This is a genomic window from Thermoflexus sp. (genome assembly GCF_034432235.1).
Lineage (GTDB): Bacteria > Chloroflexota > Anaerolineae > Thermoflexales > Thermoflexaceae > Thermoflexus.
On the sequence record NZ_DAOUCJ010000075.1, the window covers coordinates 25372 to 44239 of the forward strand.

At 66.9% G+C, this 18868-nt stretch carries 18 protein-coding genes; 8 read left to right on the forward strand and 10 right to left on the reverse strand.

Features of this window, described 5'->3' with window-relative positions; all coding sequences use genetic code 11:
• Positions 1-69: 69 nt before the first annotated feature.
• From VAE54_RS08850 to VAE54_RS08875, 6 genes are all read left to right on the forward strand, one after another.
• Positions 70-1083, forward strand: a complete 1014-nt coding sequence (locus tag VAE54_RS08850; protein WP_322801595.1) for an ABC transporter ATP-binding protein — start codon at positions 70-72, stop codon at positions 1081-1083.
• On the forward strand, positions 1080-1898 hold the full coding sequence (locus VAE54_RS08855; RefSeq protein ID WP_322801596.1) for an ABC transporter permease: 819 nt from the start codon (positions 1080-1082) through the stop codon (positions 1896-1898). The genes VAE54_RS08850 and VAE54_RS08855 overlap by 4 nt, the downstream gene beginning before the upstream one ends.
• Positions 1898-2746 (forward strand): ABC transporter permease, encoded by an 849-nt coding sequence (locus VAE54_RS08860; protein ID WP_322801597.1) that lies wholly within the window; start codon positions 1898-1900, stop codon positions 2744-2746. The genes VAE54_RS08855 and VAE54_RS08860 overlap by 1 nt, the downstream gene beginning before the upstream one ends.
• A 283-nt stretch (positions 2747-3029) precedes the next feature.
• Positions 3030-4349: a hemolysin family protein gene (locus tag VAE54_RS08865; protein ID WP_322801598.1), complete on the forward strand. Its 1320-nt coding sequence runs from the start codon at positions 3030-3032 to the stop codon at positions 4347-4349.
• A 70-nt stretch (positions 4350-4419) separates the two neighbouring features.
• Positions 4420-5139, forward strand: a complete 720-nt coding sequence (rph, locus tag VAE54_RS08870) for a ribonuclease PH (RefSeq protein ID WP_322801599.1) — start codon at positions 4420-4422, stop codon at positions 5137-5139.
• A 22-nt stretch (positions 5140-5161) separates the two neighbouring features.
• On the forward strand, positions 5162-5893 hold the full coding sequence (locus VAE54_RS08875) for a hypothetical protein (RefSeq protein ID WP_322801600.1): 732 nt from the start codon (positions 5162-5164) through the stop codon (positions 5891-5893).
• A gap of 330 nt (positions 5894-6223) precedes the next feature.
• Here the strand turns inward: VAE54_RS08875 and VAE54_RS08880 are convergent, their stop codons facing one another.
• From VAE54_RS08880 to pdhA, 3 genes are all read right to left on the reverse strand, one after another.
• Positions 6224-7486 (reverse strand): dihydrolipoamide acetyltransferase family protein, encoded by a 1263-nt coding sequence (locus VAE54_RS08880; RefSeq protein WP_322801601.1) that lies wholly within the window; start codon positions 7484-7486, stop codon positions 6224-6226.
• Between the two features lie 58 nt (positions 7487-7544).
• Positions 7545-8516 (reverse strand): alpha-ketoacid dehydrogenase subunit beta, encoded by a 972-nt coding sequence (locus tag VAE54_RS08885; protein ID WP_322801602.1) that lies wholly within the window; start codon positions 8514-8516, stop codon positions 7545-7547.
• 96 nt (positions 8517-8612) lie between these two features.
• On the reverse strand, positions 8613-9680 hold the full coding sequence (gene pdhA, locus VAE54_RS08890; protein ID WP_322801603.1) for a pyruvate dehydrogenase (acetyl-transferring) E1 component subunit alpha: 1068 nt from the start codon (positions 9678-9680) through the stop codon (positions 8613-8615).
• Positions 9681-9913: 233 nt separating this feature from the next.
• Here pdhA and VAE54_RS08895 point away from each other — a divergent pair, with 233 nt between their 5' ends.
• Together VAE54_RS08895 and VAE54_RS08900 are read left to right on the forward strand one after the other, a co-directional pair.
• Positions 9914-10570, forward strand: coding sequence for an MBL fold metallo-hydrolase (locus VAE54_RS08895; protein WP_322801604.1), 657 nt, complete (start codon positions 9914-9916; stop codon positions 10568-10570).
• Positions 10567-11334 (forward strand): tetratricopeptide repeat protein, encoded by a 768-nt coding sequence (locus tag VAE54_RS08900; protein WP_322801605.1) that lies wholly within the window; start codon positions 10567-10569, stop codon positions 11332-11334. Before VAE54_RS08895 ends, VAE54_RS08900 begins: the two co-directional genes overlap by 4 nt.
• A gap of 10 nt (positions 11335-11344) precedes the next feature.
• On the opposite strand, the gene hemH is transcribed toward VAE54_RS08900, so the two are convergent.
• From hemH to hemB, 7 genes are read right to left on the reverse strand one after another with little or no spacing between them, the layout of a single operon-like run.
• Entirely contained in the window at positions 11345-12268 is a 924-nt protein-coding gene (gene hemH, locus VAE54_RS08905; RefSeq protein WP_322801606.1) for a ferrochelatase, read from the reverse strand.
• 10 nt (positions 12269-12278) lie between these two features.
• A complete protein-coding gene (gene hemG, locus VAE54_RS08910) occupies positions 12279-13733 on the reverse strand; it encodes a protoporphyrinogen oxidase (protein ID WP_322801607.1) in 1455 nt (484 codons plus the stop codon).
• A gap of 16 nt (positions 13734-13749) precedes the next feature.
• On the reverse strand, positions 13750-14802 hold the full coding sequence (hemE, locus tag VAE54_RS08915) for a uroporphyrinogen decarboxylase (RefSeq protein WP_322801608.1): 1053 nt from the start codon (positions 14800-14802) through the stop codon (positions 13750-13752).
• On the reverse strand, positions 14789-16084 hold the full coding sequence (gene hemL, locus VAE54_RS08920) for a glutamate-1-semialdehyde 2,1-aminomutase (protein ID WP_322801609.1): 1296 nt from the start codon (positions 16082-16084) through the stop codon (positions 14789-14791). The genes hemE and hemL overlap by 14 nt, the downstream gene beginning before the upstream one ends.
• A 10-nt stretch (positions 16085-16094) precedes the next feature.
• Positions 16095-17123 (reverse strand): radical SAM protein, encoded by a 1029-nt coding sequence (locus VAE54_RS08925; protein WP_322801610.1) that lies wholly within the window; start codon positions 17121-17123, stop codon positions 16095-16097.
• 13 nt (positions 17124-17136) lie between these two features.
• Entirely contained in the window at positions 17137-17817 is a 681-nt protein-coding gene (locus VAE54_RS08930; RefSeq protein WP_322801611.1) for a chlorite dismutase family protein, read from the reverse strand.
• Positions 17818-17862: 45 nt separating this feature from the next.
• Positions 17863-18861: a porphobilinogen synthase gene (gene hemB, locus VAE54_RS08935; protein WP_322801612.1), complete on the reverse strand. Its 999-nt coding sequence runs from the start codon at positions 18859-18861 to the stop codon at positions 17863-17865.
• Between the last annotated feature and the right edge of the window lie 7 nt (positions 18862-18868).

Genomic DNA, 18868 nt, shown 5'->3' on the forward strand with positions numbered 1-18868 from the left:
CTGCCGTTGGCCCGGGGAATTCCCTTCGTCAGCCCACAGGCAGGACGTGAATTCACAAGGAGCGATCATATGGAGGGAGCAGTCTGGGCGGTGCGCACCGAGCGGCTGACCCGGGTCTATCGGGTGGCCCGGAAACGGGGGCAGCCGCCTCAGGAGCGGGTCGCCTTGCAGGAGGTGGATCTGGAGATCCGCCCCGGCGAGCTGTTCGGCCTGCTGGGGCCGAACGGGGCCGGGAAGACCACGCTGATCAAGATCCTCACCACCCTGCTCCTGCCGACCTCCGGCCGGGCATGGGTCGCCGGCTACGATGTGGCCACCCAGCCGGAGGCCATCCGACGTCGCATCAATATGGTGGCGGGCGGCGAATCCTGCGGTTACGGGTTGCTCACGGTGCGCGAGAACCTGTGGATGTTCTCCCAGTTCTACGGCCTGGATAACCGGACCGCGCGCCGCCGCATCGAGGAGCTGCTCGAGCGCTTCGACATGCGGGATCGCGGGGATTCCAAGATGTCGGATCTCTCCACCGGGCTGCGGCAGAAGGTGAACATCATCCGGGGCTTCCTCACCGACCCGGAGATCCTGTTCCTGGACGAGCCCACCCTTGGGCTGGACGTCAACGCGGCGCGGCAGATCCGCTCGTTCATCCGGGCGTGGATCCAGGATCGGCCGGGGCGGACGATCCTTCTGACCACCCACTACATGCTGGAAGCGGAGGAGCTGTGCGATCGGGTGGCGATCATCGATCGAGGACGCATCCTGGCCTGCGACACCCCCCAGGGGCTGAAGCGTCGCCTCCAACGGGATGCCATCTTCTCCATCGAGGTGACCGAGTTCCCGCATCACGCCCAGCTCCTCGGAGAGATCCCCGGAGTGCGCCAGGTCCACCATCGCCATCATGACGGGCATCTGGAGCTGGACCTCATCCTGGAGGAGGAGGGAGTGATCGGGCCGGTGATCTCGGTACTGACCGCGAACGGCGCCCACATCCGGGCCCTCCGCAAACGGGAGCCCACCCTGGAGGATGTGTTTGTCAGCCTGGTGGGGCGAGGGCTTTCGGAAACCGGCGAGGAGGAGCCAGGATGAGCCGGGAAGCTGTGGCCCTCTTTTTGCGAACGATGATCGCGCGGGCTTACCCGCGGATCATCGGCCAGAACCGGGAGCCCAGCTGGATCCTCTTCGATATCGGGTTGCCGCTGCTAGGCACCTCCGCCTATGTGTTCATCTACCGCGCCCTTCAGGCCCCCGAGGAATACATCGGCTTCGTGATCCTGGGCGGGGCCATGACCGCCTTCTGGCTCAACGTCCTGTGGTCGATGTCCAGCCAGCTCTACTGGGAAAAAGAATCGGGGAACCTTCCCCTGTTCATCATCGCCCCCGGGCCGATGATGGGGATCCTGGCCGGGATGGCGCTGGGCGGGATGCTGGCGACCGCCCTGCGGGCCACTGTGATCGTCCTGGCCGGCTCCCTGCTCTTCGGGGTGCGCTACGCCCCGGCGAACCCTCTGGCCCTGGGGGGGACCTTCCTGCTGACCCTGCTGGCCCTTTACGGGCTGGGGATGCTGCTGGCCTCTCTCTTCCTGATATGGGGCCGGGAGGCCTGGCACCTCTCGAACCTTTTGCAGGAGCCGATCTACCTGCTCTCCGGGTTCTACTTCCCCATCCGGGCGCTGGGGTTCTGGATCGGCGCACTGGCCTCTCTGATCCCCCTCACCCTGGGCCTGGATGCGATGCGGCAGCTGCTGTTCCCAAGGGCCGCCAACGGCCTCTTCCCGGTGGGATGGGAGATCGGGGGCCTGGGGGTGCTGAGCGCGATCTTCCTCCTCGCCGCAAAGCACGCCCTCGATGCGCTGGAATGGCTGGCCCGACGGGAAGGTCGACTCACGGAGCGGAGGCGCTGATGCGAACCCTCTGGCACACCCTGCGGACCGCCGCCTGGCTGGGTTGGCAGATCGAGTCCAACTGGACGGATCCCTTCCTGTTTATGATCTACTCCGTCGCCAAGCCCATCGCCAGCGTCCTCATCCTGATCCTGATGTATAAGGTGGTGGCCCGGGCGGATTTCAGCCACCCCCTCTTTGCTTACCTCTACCTGGGCAACGCCTTTTATATCTACGTGGGCGCCGTCCTGACGGGGATCAGCCAGGTTTTGATCATCGACCGGGAGGAATATGGGATCCTGAAATACTTCTACATCGCTCCCATCCCCACGGAAGCCTACCTGGTGGGGCGAGGGGTCGCCCGCATGGCCACTGGCACCATCGCCGTGGCGATCACGCTCCTGTTCGGGCTGCTGGTTTTCCGGCTCCCGTTGCGCGTCTCCGGGGCGGGCGGGGGGTTCTTCCTCATTGCGATGATGCTGGGGATGCTGGCCATGATCGGCCTGGGGGTGGGGCTGGCAGGAGCCACCCTTCTGGCCGCCCGCCACGTCTGGGTGATCGGGGAAGCGGTGGCCGGCGCCCTCTACCTGTTCTGCGGCGCCGTGTTCCCCCTGGAGGTCCTCCCGCCCTTCCTGCGCCCGATCGGATATGCGCTTCCCCTGACCTACTGGCTGGAAAGCGTCCGTCGGGCCCTGCTGGGCTCCTCGGCTGCCCGCTTCCCGACCTTCGCCGGATGGTCGGATGGACAGCTGTTGTCGATTCTGGGAGGGATGACCCTGCTCTCCCTGGGCCTGGGGTTTGGGCTGTATCGGCTGGCGGAGCGGAAAGCCCGACAGCATGGAGCCATCGACCGGGAGACCGGATATTAAGAGACGCGTCGAAGGAATTCGACCTCAAGAGGCCTTCGCCGGCTGTTACGTCGGCGCAGGCCGACGCCTGACGCAAAGCGCCTCGCGAGGCCGATTTCCATCGGCGCACGGCATGGCTTTCACAAGGCGCGGGCCGCCGCTATAATAACTGCTCTGGAAAAGCAGCCCCGCCTCGGATGCTCCCGCAGGTCACGCCGTTGAACGCCTTTCAGCCGGGGGCCGGACGAACGCTTTCGGCGCTTCTCGTGGCCCCAAACGGTGGGGTTGCCGTCAGGGATCCGCGATGGACGATAGTTCTCTGCTATTGCAATGGCTGGCGGTTTTCGGATTGATCGGCCTGAACGCTTTCTTCGCCGCGGTGGAGTATGCCGTGGTATCGGCCCGCCGGAGCCGGATCGCGGTGCTGGCCGAGTCGGGCTCCCCGGCCGCACGGATTGCGCTGCGCTGGCTGGAGGATGCGCGGCATCGGGATGAGATCCTGGCCACCGTGCAGGTGGGGATCACCATGGTGGGGCTGGCGCTGGGGTGGCTGGGGGAACGCACCCTGTCGGCGACCCTGGAACGTATACTGGTCCTTCCTCCCCCTACCCCGCTGGTTCGACAGGCTCTGCAGCTCCTCCCCCTTACGCTCAACCTGACCTTCATCCTCGGCCTCCAGATCGTGCTGGGCGAACAGGTCCCCAAGATCGCCACCCTGCGGGCCTCCGAACGGGTGCTGCTAACGGCCCTGGGCCCGATGCGGGCGATCTACTGGCTCCTGCGCCCCCTGGTCTGGGCACTCCATCGGGTCACCGATTTCACCCTGCGGGCCCTCCGGATCTCAGGGGACGGCTATGGGATGATGTATACCATTGAGGAGCTCAAGCGGATTGTGGACGAGAGCGGGGAAGCGGGGATCCTGGAGCCGGAAGCCCGGGAGATCCTGGAAGCGGTCTTCGACCTAGGTCAGATCCCGGCCCGCCAGATCATGGTGCCCCGGACGGAGATCGTGGCGGTGGAAGCTGAGGCCCCCGTGGAGCGGATCATCGACGCCGCTATCCAGACCGGCTACGACAAGTTCCCGGTTTATGAGGGCGATCTGGATCGGATCATCGGGGTGGTGCATCTCCGGGAGGCGCTGCGCGCATGGCGGGAGGGCCGCCCGGTCCAGGCGCGGGACCTGTGCCGCGAGGTGATGGTGGTGCCGGACTCCATCCGGGTGGATGATCTGCTGCGCCAGTTCCAGGAGCGGGAAGAGCACCTGGCGATCCTGGTGGATGAGTTCGGAGGCACCTCCGGCCTGGTCACACTGCGGGACGTGCTGGAACAACTCGTTGGAGAGCTGCATGAACGAATGGAGCCCAAAGAGCCGGATGTGGTCGCCATGCCCGATGGCTCTTATCTGATCAGCGGGCTGCTTCCGATCCAGGAGGTGAACGAACGGTTCCAACTGGACCTGCGGGATCCTTACTATGAGACGATCGCCGGGTTCGTGCTGGGCCGCCTGGGGCGCATCGCCCGGGTGGGCGACGAGGTGGACGCCGGGGCGGTCCGCCTGCGGGTGGAGGCGATGGACGGCCTGCGCATCGCTCGCCTTCGTCTCATCCCTCAGGCGGGGCGATGAGGACCCCTTAGCGCCCTGCCCGATCCCCAAAGCCTGAAGGAAGCCGGAGTCTCGCTCTGGAGGTGATCGGATGCCACGGCCGGATGGGCGCTTGAATGACGCCTTGCGCCCGGTTCGTTTCCATGTGGGCTTCACCGAATACGCCGAGGGATCGGTGCTGATCGAGATGGGGCGCACCCGCGTGCTGTGCAACGTCACCGTGGAGGAAAACGTGCCCCCGTGGCTGAAGGGTCAGGGGCGAGGCTGGCTCACAGCGGAATACGCTATGCTGCCCCGCAGCACCCATACGCGGACGCCGCGGGAGGCGGGGCTGCAGAGCGGGCGCACCAAAGAGATCCAGCGGCTGATCGGCCGGAGCCTGCGGGCCGCTCTGAACCTGGAATATCTGGGAGAGCGAACCCTGATCGTGGATTGTGATGTGATCCAGGCGGATGGCGGCACCCGGACGGCGGCGATCACGGGCGGCTACGTGGCGGTCGTCCTGGCCCTGCGCCGCCTGATCGAAGCCGGGACGGTTCCTCCAGAGGTCCTGCGGACGCCGGTGGCGGCGGTGAGCGTGGGGATCGTAGAGGGAGAGCCCCGACTGGATCTCTGTTACGCGGAAGACAGCATCGCCGAGGTGGATTTCAACATCGTGATGACCGGCGAAGGGCGTTTCGTGGAGATCCAGGGGACGGGGGAAGGTCGGGCCTTCAGCGGGGAAGAGCTTCAGGCGCTCCTGAGCCTGGCCCGCAAGGGCATTGCGGAGCTGCTGGAGGCGCAGGCCCGCGCGCTCCAGGGGATCCCATAAGTCACGCCGGGGAGAACCGACCATGAGCCCGAGAGAGAAGATCCCCCGGATCATCCTGATGGCGCTGGCCCTTCTGGGGCTCAGCGGATGTCTCACCCTGGAGGTGAGAACCCGTTTGCGGAACGACGGCTCCGTGGAGCGGACGGTGGTGATCGCCGTGGATTCGGTTCTCCTGCAGACCGCGGCCGTGGACCCTCTGGAGGCGCTCCGCGCGAAATCCGAAGCAAGCGGATGGCAGGTGGAACGCTATCAGGATCCCACACGGGAACAGGAGGGGCTTCGCTTGCGTCGTGCGCTGGGCGCGCTGGAGGACCTGAACCGCCTGCCCGAAGGAGATCCCCTCGCCGGGCTGGAGCAGGTGGCTCTGGGGGAAGAGAGGGGCTTTCAGACCCTGAGCGTGACGTTATCCATCTCGGGGATCCTGGATCGCCTGCGGATCGCCGCCGGGGAGCCGCCGCTTTCGACGGAGGAGCTCTCCCTGCTGCGCGCAGCCCAGCTCCGGATGCTCTATGAGGTAGAGCTCCCCGGCCCGATTGTGGATTACTCGCCCCGGAGCGGCGCCCAGGTGGAAGGCCGACGGATTCGCTGGATGGTCCCGCTCAGCCCGGATCAGCCGGCGATCTCGCTCCAGGTGACATGGCGCCCGGTGCGCCCGGTTCCCGGCTGCATCGGAGGGTGGATCGGCCTGCTGGCCGTTGGGGGCGCGATCCGATGGGGCTATTCGTTCAGAAAAGGGGGTCACGGGTATGGATGAGGAACGCCCGCGTCCTTCCGGTGCTCGGGTGTCCTCGCTGCCGGGCGATGCCGGCGGCGGATCGGAAAGAGCGCCCGGGCTGTGGGGCGCGGCTTTCGGGGGCCTCCTCACAACCAGAGGGCTTCCCCCGCCTCGCCATCGCTTTTCGATGTATTCATTGCGATCGCCGGTGCGGAGTCTACTGCTCTGCGTGGCCTTGCTCCGGTGGCTGCGCCGGTGAGGGGTTGGAGGCCGCCTTCGGGAGCCCCCAACCCCTCGAGATCGCGGGTGATGGAGAAAGCTGAAGCATCGCGCGGGGATCTTCCGCGGGATCGATTCACAGCTCCCGATCTACTCGATGAGCAAAAGCAGGGGGTTCTCCAGATATCGACGGAAGGCCTGGAGGAACCGGGCGACCTCCGCACCATCCGTCACCCGGTGGTCCGCGGAGACCGTCACTTTCATCCGCCGCCCCACGGCCAGCTGACCGTTTTTCACCACCGGCACCTCGCGGACGCTGCCCACAGCCATGATGGCCGCTTCAGGCGGGTTGATGATGGCGATGAAATGCTCCACCTCATACATCCCCAGATTGCTCACCGTGAACACGCTTCCCTCAATGTCTTCCGGCCGGACCTTTCCGCTCCGCGCGCGTTCCACCAGCTCCTTGCTTTCCCGTGCGATCTGGGCCAGCGGCTTCTTATCCGCGTCCCGCAGCACCACGGTGATCAACCCCTCTTCGAGCGCCACGGCGATCCCGATATGAATGGCTTCGTGGCGCACGATCCCGCCTTCCTGATACGAAGAGCGCAACGCGGGGAACTCCCGCAGAGCCAGGGCCGCCGCTTTCACGACCATATCGTTCACCGAGACCCTGCCCCGCTCTCCCAGCGCCTCGTTGATCCGCGCCCGCCAGGCCATGGCCTCGTCCATATCCACCTCGACGGTGACATAAAAATGCGGCACGGTCTGCTTGCTGGCCGTCATCCGCCGGGCGATGGCCTGACGGAGCGGGCTGACGGGGATCGCCGTCGGCGGTGGAGGGGGTGGAGGCGTGGGGGCAACGGCCGGAGCAGGGGCCACCGCCCGCGTCGGAGCAGGAGCCCGGGCCTGGAGATAGCGATCGATATCCCGCTTCACCACGCGACCGCCGGGGCCCGTTCCAGGGATCTCCCGGAGGTCGATCCCGGCCTCGCGGGCCAGCCGCCGGGCGAGGGGGGAGGCCTTCACCCGCCCCTCCGGCATCGGGGTCGGGGTCGCCGCCGGGGAGGGGGCCGGGGCGGGGGCCGGCGTGGGGACGGCAGGCGCTGGAGCCGGCGCGGGGGTCGGTGTGGGGGCCTGCGCCGGGGTCTTTCCAGGAACCTCCACCGGCTCATCGGGGGCTCCAATGATGGCGATGGGAGTGCCAACCGGCACCGTGGTCCCCTCTTCGATCAGCACCGCCTTCAACACGCCGGAGGCCGGCGCCTCGAATTCGATGTTGACCTTCTCCGTCTCGATCTCCGCCAACGGCTCCCCGGCCCGAACCGGATCCCCCACTTTCTTCAGCCAGCGCAGCAGCTTCCCCTCCACCATATCGAAGCCCATCTTGGGCATTGTGACCGTTGTGGCCATCTCTTGCCTCCACCGCCTGAGTTGAGGGCGCGATCATCGGGGCGATGATCCTTTCGCTTCAGCGCAGCAATATCCTGACCGCCTTCACCACATCCTCCGGCCAGGGAAGGACCGCCCGCTCGTGGTGCTTGTTATAGGGCATGGGAACCTCCCGGCTCCCCAGGCGCATCACTGGGGCGTCGAGCTCATCGAAGGCGTGTTCCTGGATACGGGCCGCCACCTCGGCGCCCACGCCGAAGGAGCGCCACTCCTCGGTGACCACCAGGGCCCGATGGGTTTTGGCGATGGACTCATAAACCGGCTCCATGTCCAGCGGGCGTAAGGTGCGCAGATCCACGATTTCCACCTCGATGCCTTCCCGGGCCAGCTGTTCCGCCGCCTGAAGGCTGGCCTGCAGCATCCGCCCATACGTCACGATGGTGCAATCCCGCCCCACCCGCTTGACCTCGCTCCTGCCGATGGGGACCACGTAATCGCCATCCGGCACCTCGCCCCGCACCGGATACAGGGCGGTATGTTCAATGTAGATCACCGGATCTTCGTCCCGCAAAGCGGCCTTGAGCATCCCCTTGGCGTCATAGGGCGTCCCCGGGTAGACCACTTTCAGCCCGGGGACATAGGCGAAGTAAACCTCGAAGGTCTGGGAGTGGGTGGCCGCAAGCTGACCCCAGCCGGCAGGCACGCGGATGACCAGGGGCACTTTGAACTGGCCGCCGAACATGTAGGACATCTTGGCAGCATGGTTGACGATCTGATCCAGCGCCAGGAGGACGAAGTTGATGGTCATGATCTCAGCGACCGGGCGCAGCCCTCCCAGGGCCGCCCCCAGGGCCACCCCCACGATGGCGGATTCGGCGATGGGCGTATCGCGCACCCGCTCCTCCCCGAACTCCTCGTAAAGGCCGCGAGTTACGGCATACGTTCCACCGTAAGCCCCGACGTCCTCTCCCATAATGAAGACCCGGCGATCCCGCTGCATCTCCTCCCGCAGGGCCTGCCGGATCGCCTCCCGGATGGTCATGACCGGCATGGTGGATTTTCCTCCTCGGATTTCCGCTGGGATGCAGAGTATAGAACCGCAGGGACGCCTCTCTGGATGGCCTGTCCTGTCAGCGAGGCCTCCCGATCATGCGCTCTCCCATTCGCGGAGGAATCGCTCATCGCCACGCCAGGCCCCCACCGGGTTGGCGTAGATAAAATCGTAAAGCTCCTCCAGCGGGGGATCCGGGCTTTCCTCCGCAAAGCGCATGACCTCCTCCATCTCCCGCTCCACATCCTCGTGGATCGCATCCAGCTGCGCCTCCGGGATCCCCTCCACCTCGATCAGATGCCGACGGAAGCGCTGGATGGGATCTCGCTGCTTCCACTGCTCGACCTCTTCTTTCGTGCGATAGAGCTCAGGGTCAGCAACCGAATGGCCCTGGAAGCGGTAGCAGAGAGCCTCCAGGAAGTAAGGGCCGTTCCCGGCGCGGGCCCACTCCACCGCCCGAGCGGCCGCCTCATAGACCGCCAGGACATCCATCCCGTCGATCCGTTCCGCCGGGATATTGGCCATGCAGGCTTTCTTGTAAACTTCCGTCACCGCGGAGGCCTTCTCGATGGCCACCCCCATCCCGTAGAGGTTGTTCTCGCAGAGAAAAACCACCGGGGTCTTCCAGAGAGCGGCCATGTTTAACGACTCATAGAATTCCCCGATATCGGTGGCCGCATCCCCGAAGATGGCCATCGTCACCCGGGGCTCCCCCAGATATTTGGCGGCAAAAGCCAGGCCCACGGCCATCGGGAGATGCCCCCCCACGATGGCATGGCCGCCCCAGAAATTGTGCTCCCGGCTGGCGAAGTGCATCGAACCGCCGCGGCCCCGGCTGCACCCGGTCACTTTTCCGAAGAGCTCCGCCATCAGGATGCGGGGATCCAGGCCCCTGGCGATCGCATGGCCGTGATCCCGGTAATGGGTGAGGAGATGATCCTCGGGCTTCAAAGCGGCGATGGCTCCTACTGCTACAGCCTCTTCGCCGATGTAAAGGTGCAGGAAGCCAGCGATTTTCCCCTGCTGATAGGCGATGCGGGCCAGCTCCTCGAAGCGGCGGATCAGGACCATCTGACGGTAAAACGAGAGCTTGGTCGCCGTATCCAGCTGCACGCCCGCCGCCGCGGCCGCCTTCGGGGCATTTCCCTTCCCTCGACCGCTCATCGGTGACCTCCTCACAGCGCTCCGGATCGGAGGGAGATGATCGCACAGACACCAATTTTCAGCATTCTTGATGATTATAACACGCTCAGCGCGGAGGGTCTTTTCTCTGGGATCCAATCGAAGGGTTTCAGGGTGACGGACCAATCTCTCTGTGATACGATGGATCCGCAGTGGGGCCAAGCCCATGGGGCTGGTCTCCTTGAAATGCATCCTGAAGGTGAGGTGCTGGAGCGATGGAGATCACCTGGTTCGGCCTGAGTTGCTTCCGTATCCGCAGCCGGACGGCGACGATTGTGACGGATCCGTATGATAAAAGCGTGGGGCTCAACCTGCCCCGCCTGAAAGCGGATATCGTCACCGTCAGCCATGACGCCCCCGGCCATAACGCCGTTCGCCTGGTGAAGGGCGAGCCGCACGTTCTCAGCGGGCCGGGGGAATACGAAATCAGCGGGGTGTTCATCACCGGCCTGGATATCCGGCCGGAGAACCGCCGCAAGCGGGATCGCGAGCGGCGGAATACGATCTTCCTCTTCGAGCTGGAAGATCTGCGGATCTGCCACCTCGGGGATCTCCAGCATGTGCCCTCCCAGGCTGAGGTGGAGGAGGCACTGGGGGAGGTAGATGTATTGCTCATCCCGGTCGGCGGAGGAGGGGCGCTGAACGCGGCCCAGGCCGCTGAGGTCGTCAGCCTCCTCGAGCCCCGCGTGGTGATCCCGATGCATTACCGGGTGCCCGGGCTGGCCCTCAAGCTCGATCCGGTCCAGAAGTTCCTGAAAGAGATGGGGAGCGAGAAAGCCCCGACGGTGGATGTTCTGAAGATCTCCCGGAACGAGCTGCCGGAGGAGACGCAGGTCATCGTGCTCAACCTCCAGGCGCAGGAGGAAGGATGAGGCGGGCGCTTCTTTTCGCGCTGGCCCTGGCGTGGATGGGAGGCCCCGCAGCCTGTCGCCCCGCCCCGACCCCCGCGCCCGTCCCCACCCTGGAGCCCCGGCTGCTCCAGGCTCGGGAGGCGCTGCAACGGGGCGATGGCATCGCCGCCCTCGCGGTGCTGGAGCCCTTCGTCCGGGAACATCCCGAAGCCCTTGACGCCCGGGTCTGGCTGGGGGACGCCTATGCGATGGCGGGCCGGATGGCGGAGGCCGAGCAGGCCTATCGGGAGGTGCTGCGGCGGGTTCCGGAACACGCGCCCGCTCGCCTGGGCCTGGGGGCCGTGCTGTATCAAAGCGGCCGCCTGAGCGAGGCCGTGGCCGAGGCCCAGGCGGTTCTGGCGAGGCATCCGCAGGAGGCGCGGGCCTATTATCTGCTGGGCGCCGCTTTCCTTCAGCAGAATCGAATCCAGGAGGCCCACCAGGCCTTCGAACAGGCCCTCCGGCTCCGATCCGATTTCCCCGAAGCCTACGTCGGACGCGGAGCGGCCCGCCTGCTGGAGGGGGATTTCACCGGCGCCGAGGCGGATCTCCGACGGGCTCTGGCTCAGCGCCCCGGGATGCCGGAGGCCCATTATTGGCTCGGCCGGCTGCTGGCCCAGCAGGGAGAGGTGGACGAAGCACAGCAGCACCTCCAGGCCTTTCTGGAGAGCCCCGGCCCCTCTCCGTTCCGGGAGGAGGCGGAGGCCCTTCTCCAGCTGCTTCAAGGCGCCTCCCCCGCCCGGTGAGATCAGGCGCTCACCCGGCGGCGACGGCCTCGGTGACCAGCGCAGCCAGACACTCAATGAGGAGGGGATCGTCGTTCAGAGAGCGGGTGCGCCGGAAGGTCAACCCCCATCCTTGCGCCGCCTCCCGGGCCTCCACGTCCAGGTCGTAAAGGATCTCCAGGTGGTCGGCCACGAAGCCGATGGGGCAGATCACCACATGTCGCGCTTCCCTCCCCTGTGCGATCCCTTCCAGGACCTCCCGGAGATCCGGACCCAGCCACGGCTCGCCCGTCGCACTAATGCTCTGATAAGCGAAGCGCCAGCGCTTCCATCCCAGCATCCGCGCCACCCGCCGCGCGGAATCCAGCAGCTCCACCTCGTAAGGATCCCCCTCCTCCCGCAACCGGGCGGGCAGGCTGTGGGCCGTGAAGATCACAATGGTCTCCCCTTCCGGAAGATCCTCCAGCGCTTCCTTCAGGCGTTCCGCCATCGCCATCACGAAGAGAGGGTGAGCACCCCAGCCCCCGATCTCCACCACGGGGATCGCCGCGCCGTGAGCAACGAGCGCGCGCCGGACGGCGGCATGGTAGGCGCCCACGCTCATGCGGGAGAAATGGGGCGCCATGGCCAGGGCGATCAGACGCTCCACGCCTTCCGCGAGCAGCCCGGCGACAGCTTCTTCGATGAAGGGGGGCGCATGCCGCATCCCCACCCGAACGCAAAAAGAGTGCCCGAGGGAGAGCCGGGCCAGCCGGGCCTCCAGGGCCTGAGCCTCTCGCATGGTGATCTCCAGCAATGGGGAACGCCCGCCGATGCGGCAGTAGCGCTCCCGCAGCGCCTCCACCTGCTCTGGAGAAGGCGGGCGTCCTCCCCGGATATGGGTGTAGTAGGCCTCCACCTCCTCCAGCGATCGCGGCGTCCCATAAGCCATCAGCAGCACCCCAATGCGCGCCATGTCCAGACCCTCACCGGATGATCTCTTCCACGGGAGGCCGGTCTTCCCCCCAGGCCGCGGTCGGCGGATCCGGGCGGTCGATCCCCTGAGCGGAGAGAAGCCTCGTCGCCGCTTCCCGCGCCTGTCGGATCAGATCCGGGATCCCGATCCCTCGATACGAGGCCCCCGTCAGCAGGAGGCCGGGGAACGCCCGGAGCGCTTCCTCCATCGCCTGGAGGCGCTCCAGATGCCCGACGGTATACTGGGGCATCCCCTGGGGCCAGCGGTGCACCCACGCCCGCACCGGATCCCCGCGCAGACCCAAAAGGGACCGCAACGCTTCCACGCTCCTCCGGATCAGAACGGAGTCCTCCTCTTCAATCGCCTCGCGATTCTCCTCTCCTCGTAGAAAGGCCCGCAGCAATACGAACCCCTCCGGCGCCCGACCCGGCCATTTGGAGGAGGACCAGGTGCAGCCGGTCAGGGGGAAAGGCTCTTTCCGCGGCACCAGGAATCCACTCCCCTGCAGGGGGTGGGCGACCTGATCCCGACGGAACGCCAGGGTCACCACCGCCGTGGAGGCGAAGGGGATCTCCCGGAGCCGTGCCGCCGCCACCGGGGCGAACGCGGCGATCTGGCGCGCGGCCTCCATCGCGGGAACAGTTAGCACCACCCCATCGGCCTCCAGGGTTTCCCCATCTTCCAGCGCCACCCGATAGCGACGGGCATTGCCCTCGCCACTCAGGGCCAGGCCGATGACCGTGCGCCCCATCCGGATATGCGTTCGCTGGAGAGAAGCGACCAGTCGATCGACCAGGGCCTCCATGCCGGAGCGCAATGAAACGAAGAGAGGATCGGAAGGCGGGAAGGGGCCGGCGCCCCTCAACCCGCGCGCGATGCTTCCGAACCGCCGCTCCAGGGCGAGGAGGTGGGGATAAAGCGCCTGCGTGCTCAGGCGCTCGGGATCCCCGGCATGGATGCCGGCCGTTAACGGCTCGGCGATGCCTTCTGCGAAAGCGCGGCCGAACCGGCGCCGGAGGAAGGTGGCCAGGGGCTCATCGCCCTCATCCCGGCGCGGCGGGATCCAGGGCTCCAGGAGCGCCCGGAGCCGCCCCCACCACGGCAGGCCGCGCGTCCGAAGCATCGCCCGGGGATCCGGGCGCAGAGCGAGGAGCGCTTCCGGGATCGGAACGAGCTGGCCCCGATGAAGCCGATACACCGTGCGAAACCAGGGCGCAATGACCTCTTCCTCCAGCCCCAGCTCCCGGAGCAGCGCCATGCCCTCCGGCTTCGTCCGCAGGATGGAATCCGGCCCTCCTTCCACCACAAACCCGTCCTCGCGCACCGTGAGGATCTTCCCGCCCAGCCGGGTCGTCCGCTCGATCAGAAAGATCTCGCCACGCCACCGTCCCTCCGCCATCGCGCGCTCCAGGAAATACGCCGCGCTGAGCCCGGCGATCCCTCCCCCGACGATCACCACCCGCATCGCGCTGCCTCCGGGTTCATCCCTGCCGCTCCATGGAGGGATCCCAGCGATAGGCGTGCACCCAGTCGACCAGACGGGCCACCGTGTCCGGCGGGGTCTCCGGCAGCAGCCCGTGGCCTGTGTTGAAGATATGGCCCGGCCGGCCGCCGGCCTGACGCAGGATCCGCTCCGCATGGACAACGACCACCTCAAAGGGCGACAGCAACACCGCCGGATCCAGATTCCCCTGAACGGCTACGCCATGGCGCAGGCGCGCCCACGCCTGATCCAGTGGCACCCGCCAGTCCAGCCCGATCACCGTTCCCCCCGCCTCCGCCAGATCCTCCAGCAGCGCCGCCGTTCCGGTCCCGAACAGGATCACCGGGATCCCCATCGGGCGCAGGGATTCGATCAGATGCTGCAGGTAGGGATGGACGCTGGTCCGGTAATCCTGAGGATGGAGGATACCGATCCAGCTCTCGAAGATCTGAAGGGCGTGGACGCCGGCGGCGATCTGAGCCATGGCGTAGCGGCGCAAGCTCTCCGTCAAGCGCTCCATGAGGGCATGCCAGGTGGCGGGCGCCGCGAACATCAGCGCCCGCGTCCGGGCGAAATCCCGCGCGGCCCGACCCTCTACCAGATAGCAGGCCAGGGTGAAGGGCCCGCCCAGGAACCCGATGAGCGGCACCGGAAGCTCCTCCCGCAGGATGCGGATGGCCTCCAGGACGAAGGGGACGTCCGTTTCGGGTTCCAGCAGCCGCAGGCGAGATACATCGGCCTCCCGGCGCAACGGGGCTTCGATCACCGGACCGCTTCCCTCCTCGATGGCAAGGGGGATTCCCATGCCCAGAAGGGGGATCGTCAGATCCGAGAACAGGATGGCGGCGTCCACCGCGAAGCGGCGCAGGGGCATGCGCGTGATCTCCGCGGCCAGCTCCGGCCGACGGCAGAGATCCAGAAAGGCATACCGTTCCCGGAGCGCCCGGTATTCCGGGAGATAGCGGCCGGCCTGGCGCATGAACCAGACCGGCGTGGCATCCACCGGCTCGCGACGGCAGGCCCGTAGAAACCGATCGTTAAAGGATCCCACGGGCCACCTCCCGGAACGCCGCCCGGGCCGCCCGCAGGGTGCGCTCGATGTGGGCTTCCGTGTGGGCGGCGGAGACGAACCAGGCCTCCAGCGGAGAAGGGGGGAGATAAATCCCGCGCTCCAGCATGGCGTGGAAGAACCGGGCGTAGCGGGCGCGATCGGTGGAGGCGGCCGTGGCGTAATCCACCACCGCGCGCTCCGTGAAAAACACGCTGAGCATGGACCCGACCCGGTGAATGTGAACAGGCACGCCCGCCTGCTCCGCTGCCTCCCGCAGGCCCTCCGCCAGGGCGGCGGATCGCTCCTCCAGCTGCCGGTAGAGCGCAGGGGTCAGTTGCTCCAGGGTAACCCGCCCTGCGATCATCGAGAGGGGGTTGCCCGAGAGCGTGCCCGCCTGATAGACGGGCCCGGCCGGCGCCACCTGATCCATCAGATCCGCCCGGCCTCCATAGGCCCCAACCGGGAGCCCGCCGCCGATGATCTTCCCCAGACAGGTTAGATCCGGTTCCACCTCGTAAAGGGCCTGAGCGCCTCCCCACGCCACCCGGAAGCCGGTGATGACCTCATCGAAGATCAGCAGCGCCCCGTAGCGGCGCGTGAGCGACCGCAACCCCTTCAGAAAACCCGGCTTCGGCGGCACCACACCCATGTTCCCGGCCACCGGCTCCACGATCACCGCCGCGATCTGATCGGGGAACTGCTCGAAGAGAGCGGCGACAGCGTCCAGATCGTTATAGGGCGCCACCAGGGTGTCCCGAACCCAGGCCTCGGGAACCCCCGCGCTGTCCGGGAGCCCGAACGTCGCAAGGCCCGAGCCGGCCCGGGCGAGGAGGAAATCCGCATGGCCGTGATAGCCGCCCTCGAACTTGATGATCTTCGAGCGGCCAGTGGCCGCCCGGGCCACCCGCAGGGCGCTCATCGTCGCCTCGGTCCCTGAGTTCACAAATCGAATTTTTTGAATGGAAGGGAACGCCTCCTGGATCCGCAGGGCCAGTTCGAGCTCGGCCTCCGTGGGCGCGCCGTAGCTGGTGCCCCGGCGGATCGCCTCCCGCAATGCGCGGACCACCGCGGGGTGGGCATGGCCCAGGATCAGCGCCCCCCATGAGCCCACGTAGTCGATGTAGCGGTTGCCGTCCACATCCTCGAGGATGGCGCCGCGCCCGCGGGCGATGAAGCGGGGCGTGCCGCCCACCGCCCCGAAGGCCCGCACCGGGCTGGATACCCCGCCGGGCATCCGCATCCGGGCCACGGCGTAAAGCTGCTCGGAGCGCTCGGTGCGCATCGCCGCCTCCTCAGGCCGGAAGATAGGGACACAGGGGATCGCTCTCCAGGGGATCTCCGGTGTGCGCATACGCGCGGGCCCGGGATCCGCCGCAGATGGCCCGGAAGGGACAGCGCCCGCACTTCCCCTTCAGCGCATCCGGATCCCGCAGGGCACGGAACAGGGGATGCTCCCGGTAGATCGCCACCGGATCCTCCCGGCGCACGTGCCCCAAGGGGATCGGCAAGAAGCCGGAAGGATAGATCTCTCCGATGTGGGAGATGAACATCACCCCATTGCCGTCCCGGACTCCGAACCCGCGGCGCGCGGCGGGGGGGAGGCGCCCGCCCGCCCGCTCCACCAGAACCCGCCGGTAGTGAGGGGCTTCCGTGGTCTTGATCTCGAAGGGCACGTGGGGGGCCAGATCGATCAACCAGTGCATCAGCTGCTCGCTTTCCTCCGGCGAGATCTCGCGGAGGAGCCGGCCACGGCCGGTGGGGATCAGGAAAAAGAGGCTCCAGCGGCGGGCCCCCAGGGCGACCACCCGTTCGGCGATCGCCGGCACATCGGGCATGGTTTCCGCGCAGACCAGGGTGTTGATCTGGAGGGGAAGGCCGGCGGCGACCGCCCACTGAGCGGCCCGCACCGTCTGGGCGAAGCTCCCCGGCACCCCGCGCAGGGCGTCGTGGCGCTCCGCCGTGGATCCATCCAGGCTCAGGGCCAGCATCCAGATCCCGGCTGCCTTCAGGCGAGCGATCACGTCCTCGGTGAGGGCATAGGTGCCGCTGGGGGTGAGGGCCACCGGAAAGCCCAGGCGTCGAGCTTCCGCAATGAGTTCGAACAGATCCGGGCGCTTCAGAGGATCCCCACCGGTGAGCACGAGATGGGGTCGGGGCTCTCCGAAGGCGGTCAGGCGGTCCAGCAGCGCGAACCCCTCGGCCGTGGAAAGCTCCCGCGGATCCCGCCAGGGGATCGCTTCCGCTCGACAGTGATGGCAGGCCAGATCGCACGCGCGGGTCAACTCCCAGTAGATGAGCAGGGGGCGTTCTGTATAGCGCATGGGGGGCCCTCCCTCAGCCCAGCAGATCCAGGACCGCCTCCGGCGGCCGGTGAAGGGCGGTGAAGATCGGCGTGTCCCGCATGGTGTATCGGCGGGCCTCCGTGCCCCGCAGAGCCTGGACCAGATCGGAGAACAGGACCAGGTCCTCGGTCTCATAGACCACCACGAACTCCTGATCCTGAAGACCGAAGGCGTAAAGCAGCCACTGGCGGATCGCCGGATATTGCTTCCCCACCCGGATGTGCTCGTTCATCATCCCCTGACGGGCGTCCTTGCTCATCCGATACCAGTCCGCCGTCTTCACGAAGGGGTATACAATCAGATAGGTCTTGCGGTCCCCATCGAAGGGATCGATCTCCTGAGGGGAGCGTCCGGCGGCGTAGATGGAGGGGCGGGTGAAACCCCAGAGGGTGAGGACGGGCTGGAAGAGGGTCCGGCAGCCGTTGACAGCCCGGGCAAACCGTTCAAAGAAGCGGGCAGGAAGGTCCGTCGCCTCCACCGGATCCGCGCTCCAGACCAGCAAATCGGCCTCCACGCGACTGGGGAAGACCTGATACAGCTCCACGCGCGCGGCGATGCCCTGAAGCCGTTCCCACCAGGCGGAAGCCTGAGATCGACGCTGGGCCGCCGGCAGTGCCCAGAAGGAATCGCTCAGCCGGAAGAAGGCGAAATGCCCGAGGACCGTTTTCTCCATCGTGTCCCTCCGGATGGAAAGGTGGAAATGCCGCGGCACGCATCCCTACTCGCGCAACTGGCGCGCCGCCTCCCGGGCGAAATACGTGATGATGAGATCAGCCCCTGCTCGCTTGATGGCGGTGAGGATCTCCATCACAACCCGCCTCTCATCCAGCCAGCCCATCTGCGCCGCCGCCTTCACCATGCTGTATTCCCCACTCACGTTGTAGGCTGCGAGGGGATGATCGAAGCGCTCCCGGGCCCGGCGGATCACGTCCAGATAGGCCAGGGCCGGCTTGACCATCACGATGTCTGCCCCCTGGGCGATGTCCCGCTCGATCTCCCGCAGGGCCTCCCGCGCATTTGGGGGATCCATCTGATAGCTCCGGCGATCGCCAAAGCGCGGGGCGGAGTCCGCCGCCTCCCGGAACGGTCCGTAGAAGGCGGAGGCGAACTTCGCGGAGTAGGCCATGATCCCCACATGCAGGAAGCCGGCTTCGTCGAGGGCCTCCCGGATCGCCCGGACCTGGCCGTCCATCATGGCGCTGGGGGCCACCAGATCCGCCCCGGCGGCCGCATGGGCCAGCGCCATCCGGGCCAGAAGGGCCAGCGTGGCGTCGTTGTCCACCTCCCCGTCCCGCACGAGGCCGCAATGCCCGTGGTCGGTGTAAGCGCACACGCACACATCCGTGATCACCACGAGCTCCGGGGCGAGCGCCTTGATGCGGCGGATCGCCTGAGGAACCACGCTGTCCTCAGCGTAAGCCTCCCGGGCCTCGGGATCCTTTCGCTCGGCCAGCCCGAAGAGCAGCACCGCCCGGATCCCCAGGCGGACGATCTCCTCGATCTCCGCCTCCAGGCGATCGACAGTGAAGCGGAACTGACCTGGCATCGAAGGGATCGGCTCCTGGATGTTCCGCCCCGGCCGGACGAAGAGGGGATAGATGAAATCCGCCGGCGACAGCCGGGTCTCCCGGACCAGCGCCCGCAGCCCCTCCGTGCGGCGCAGGCGCCGCAATCGATCCATCGGCTCCACGGATGTTCGCAGGGAGATCGAAGCCATATGCGGC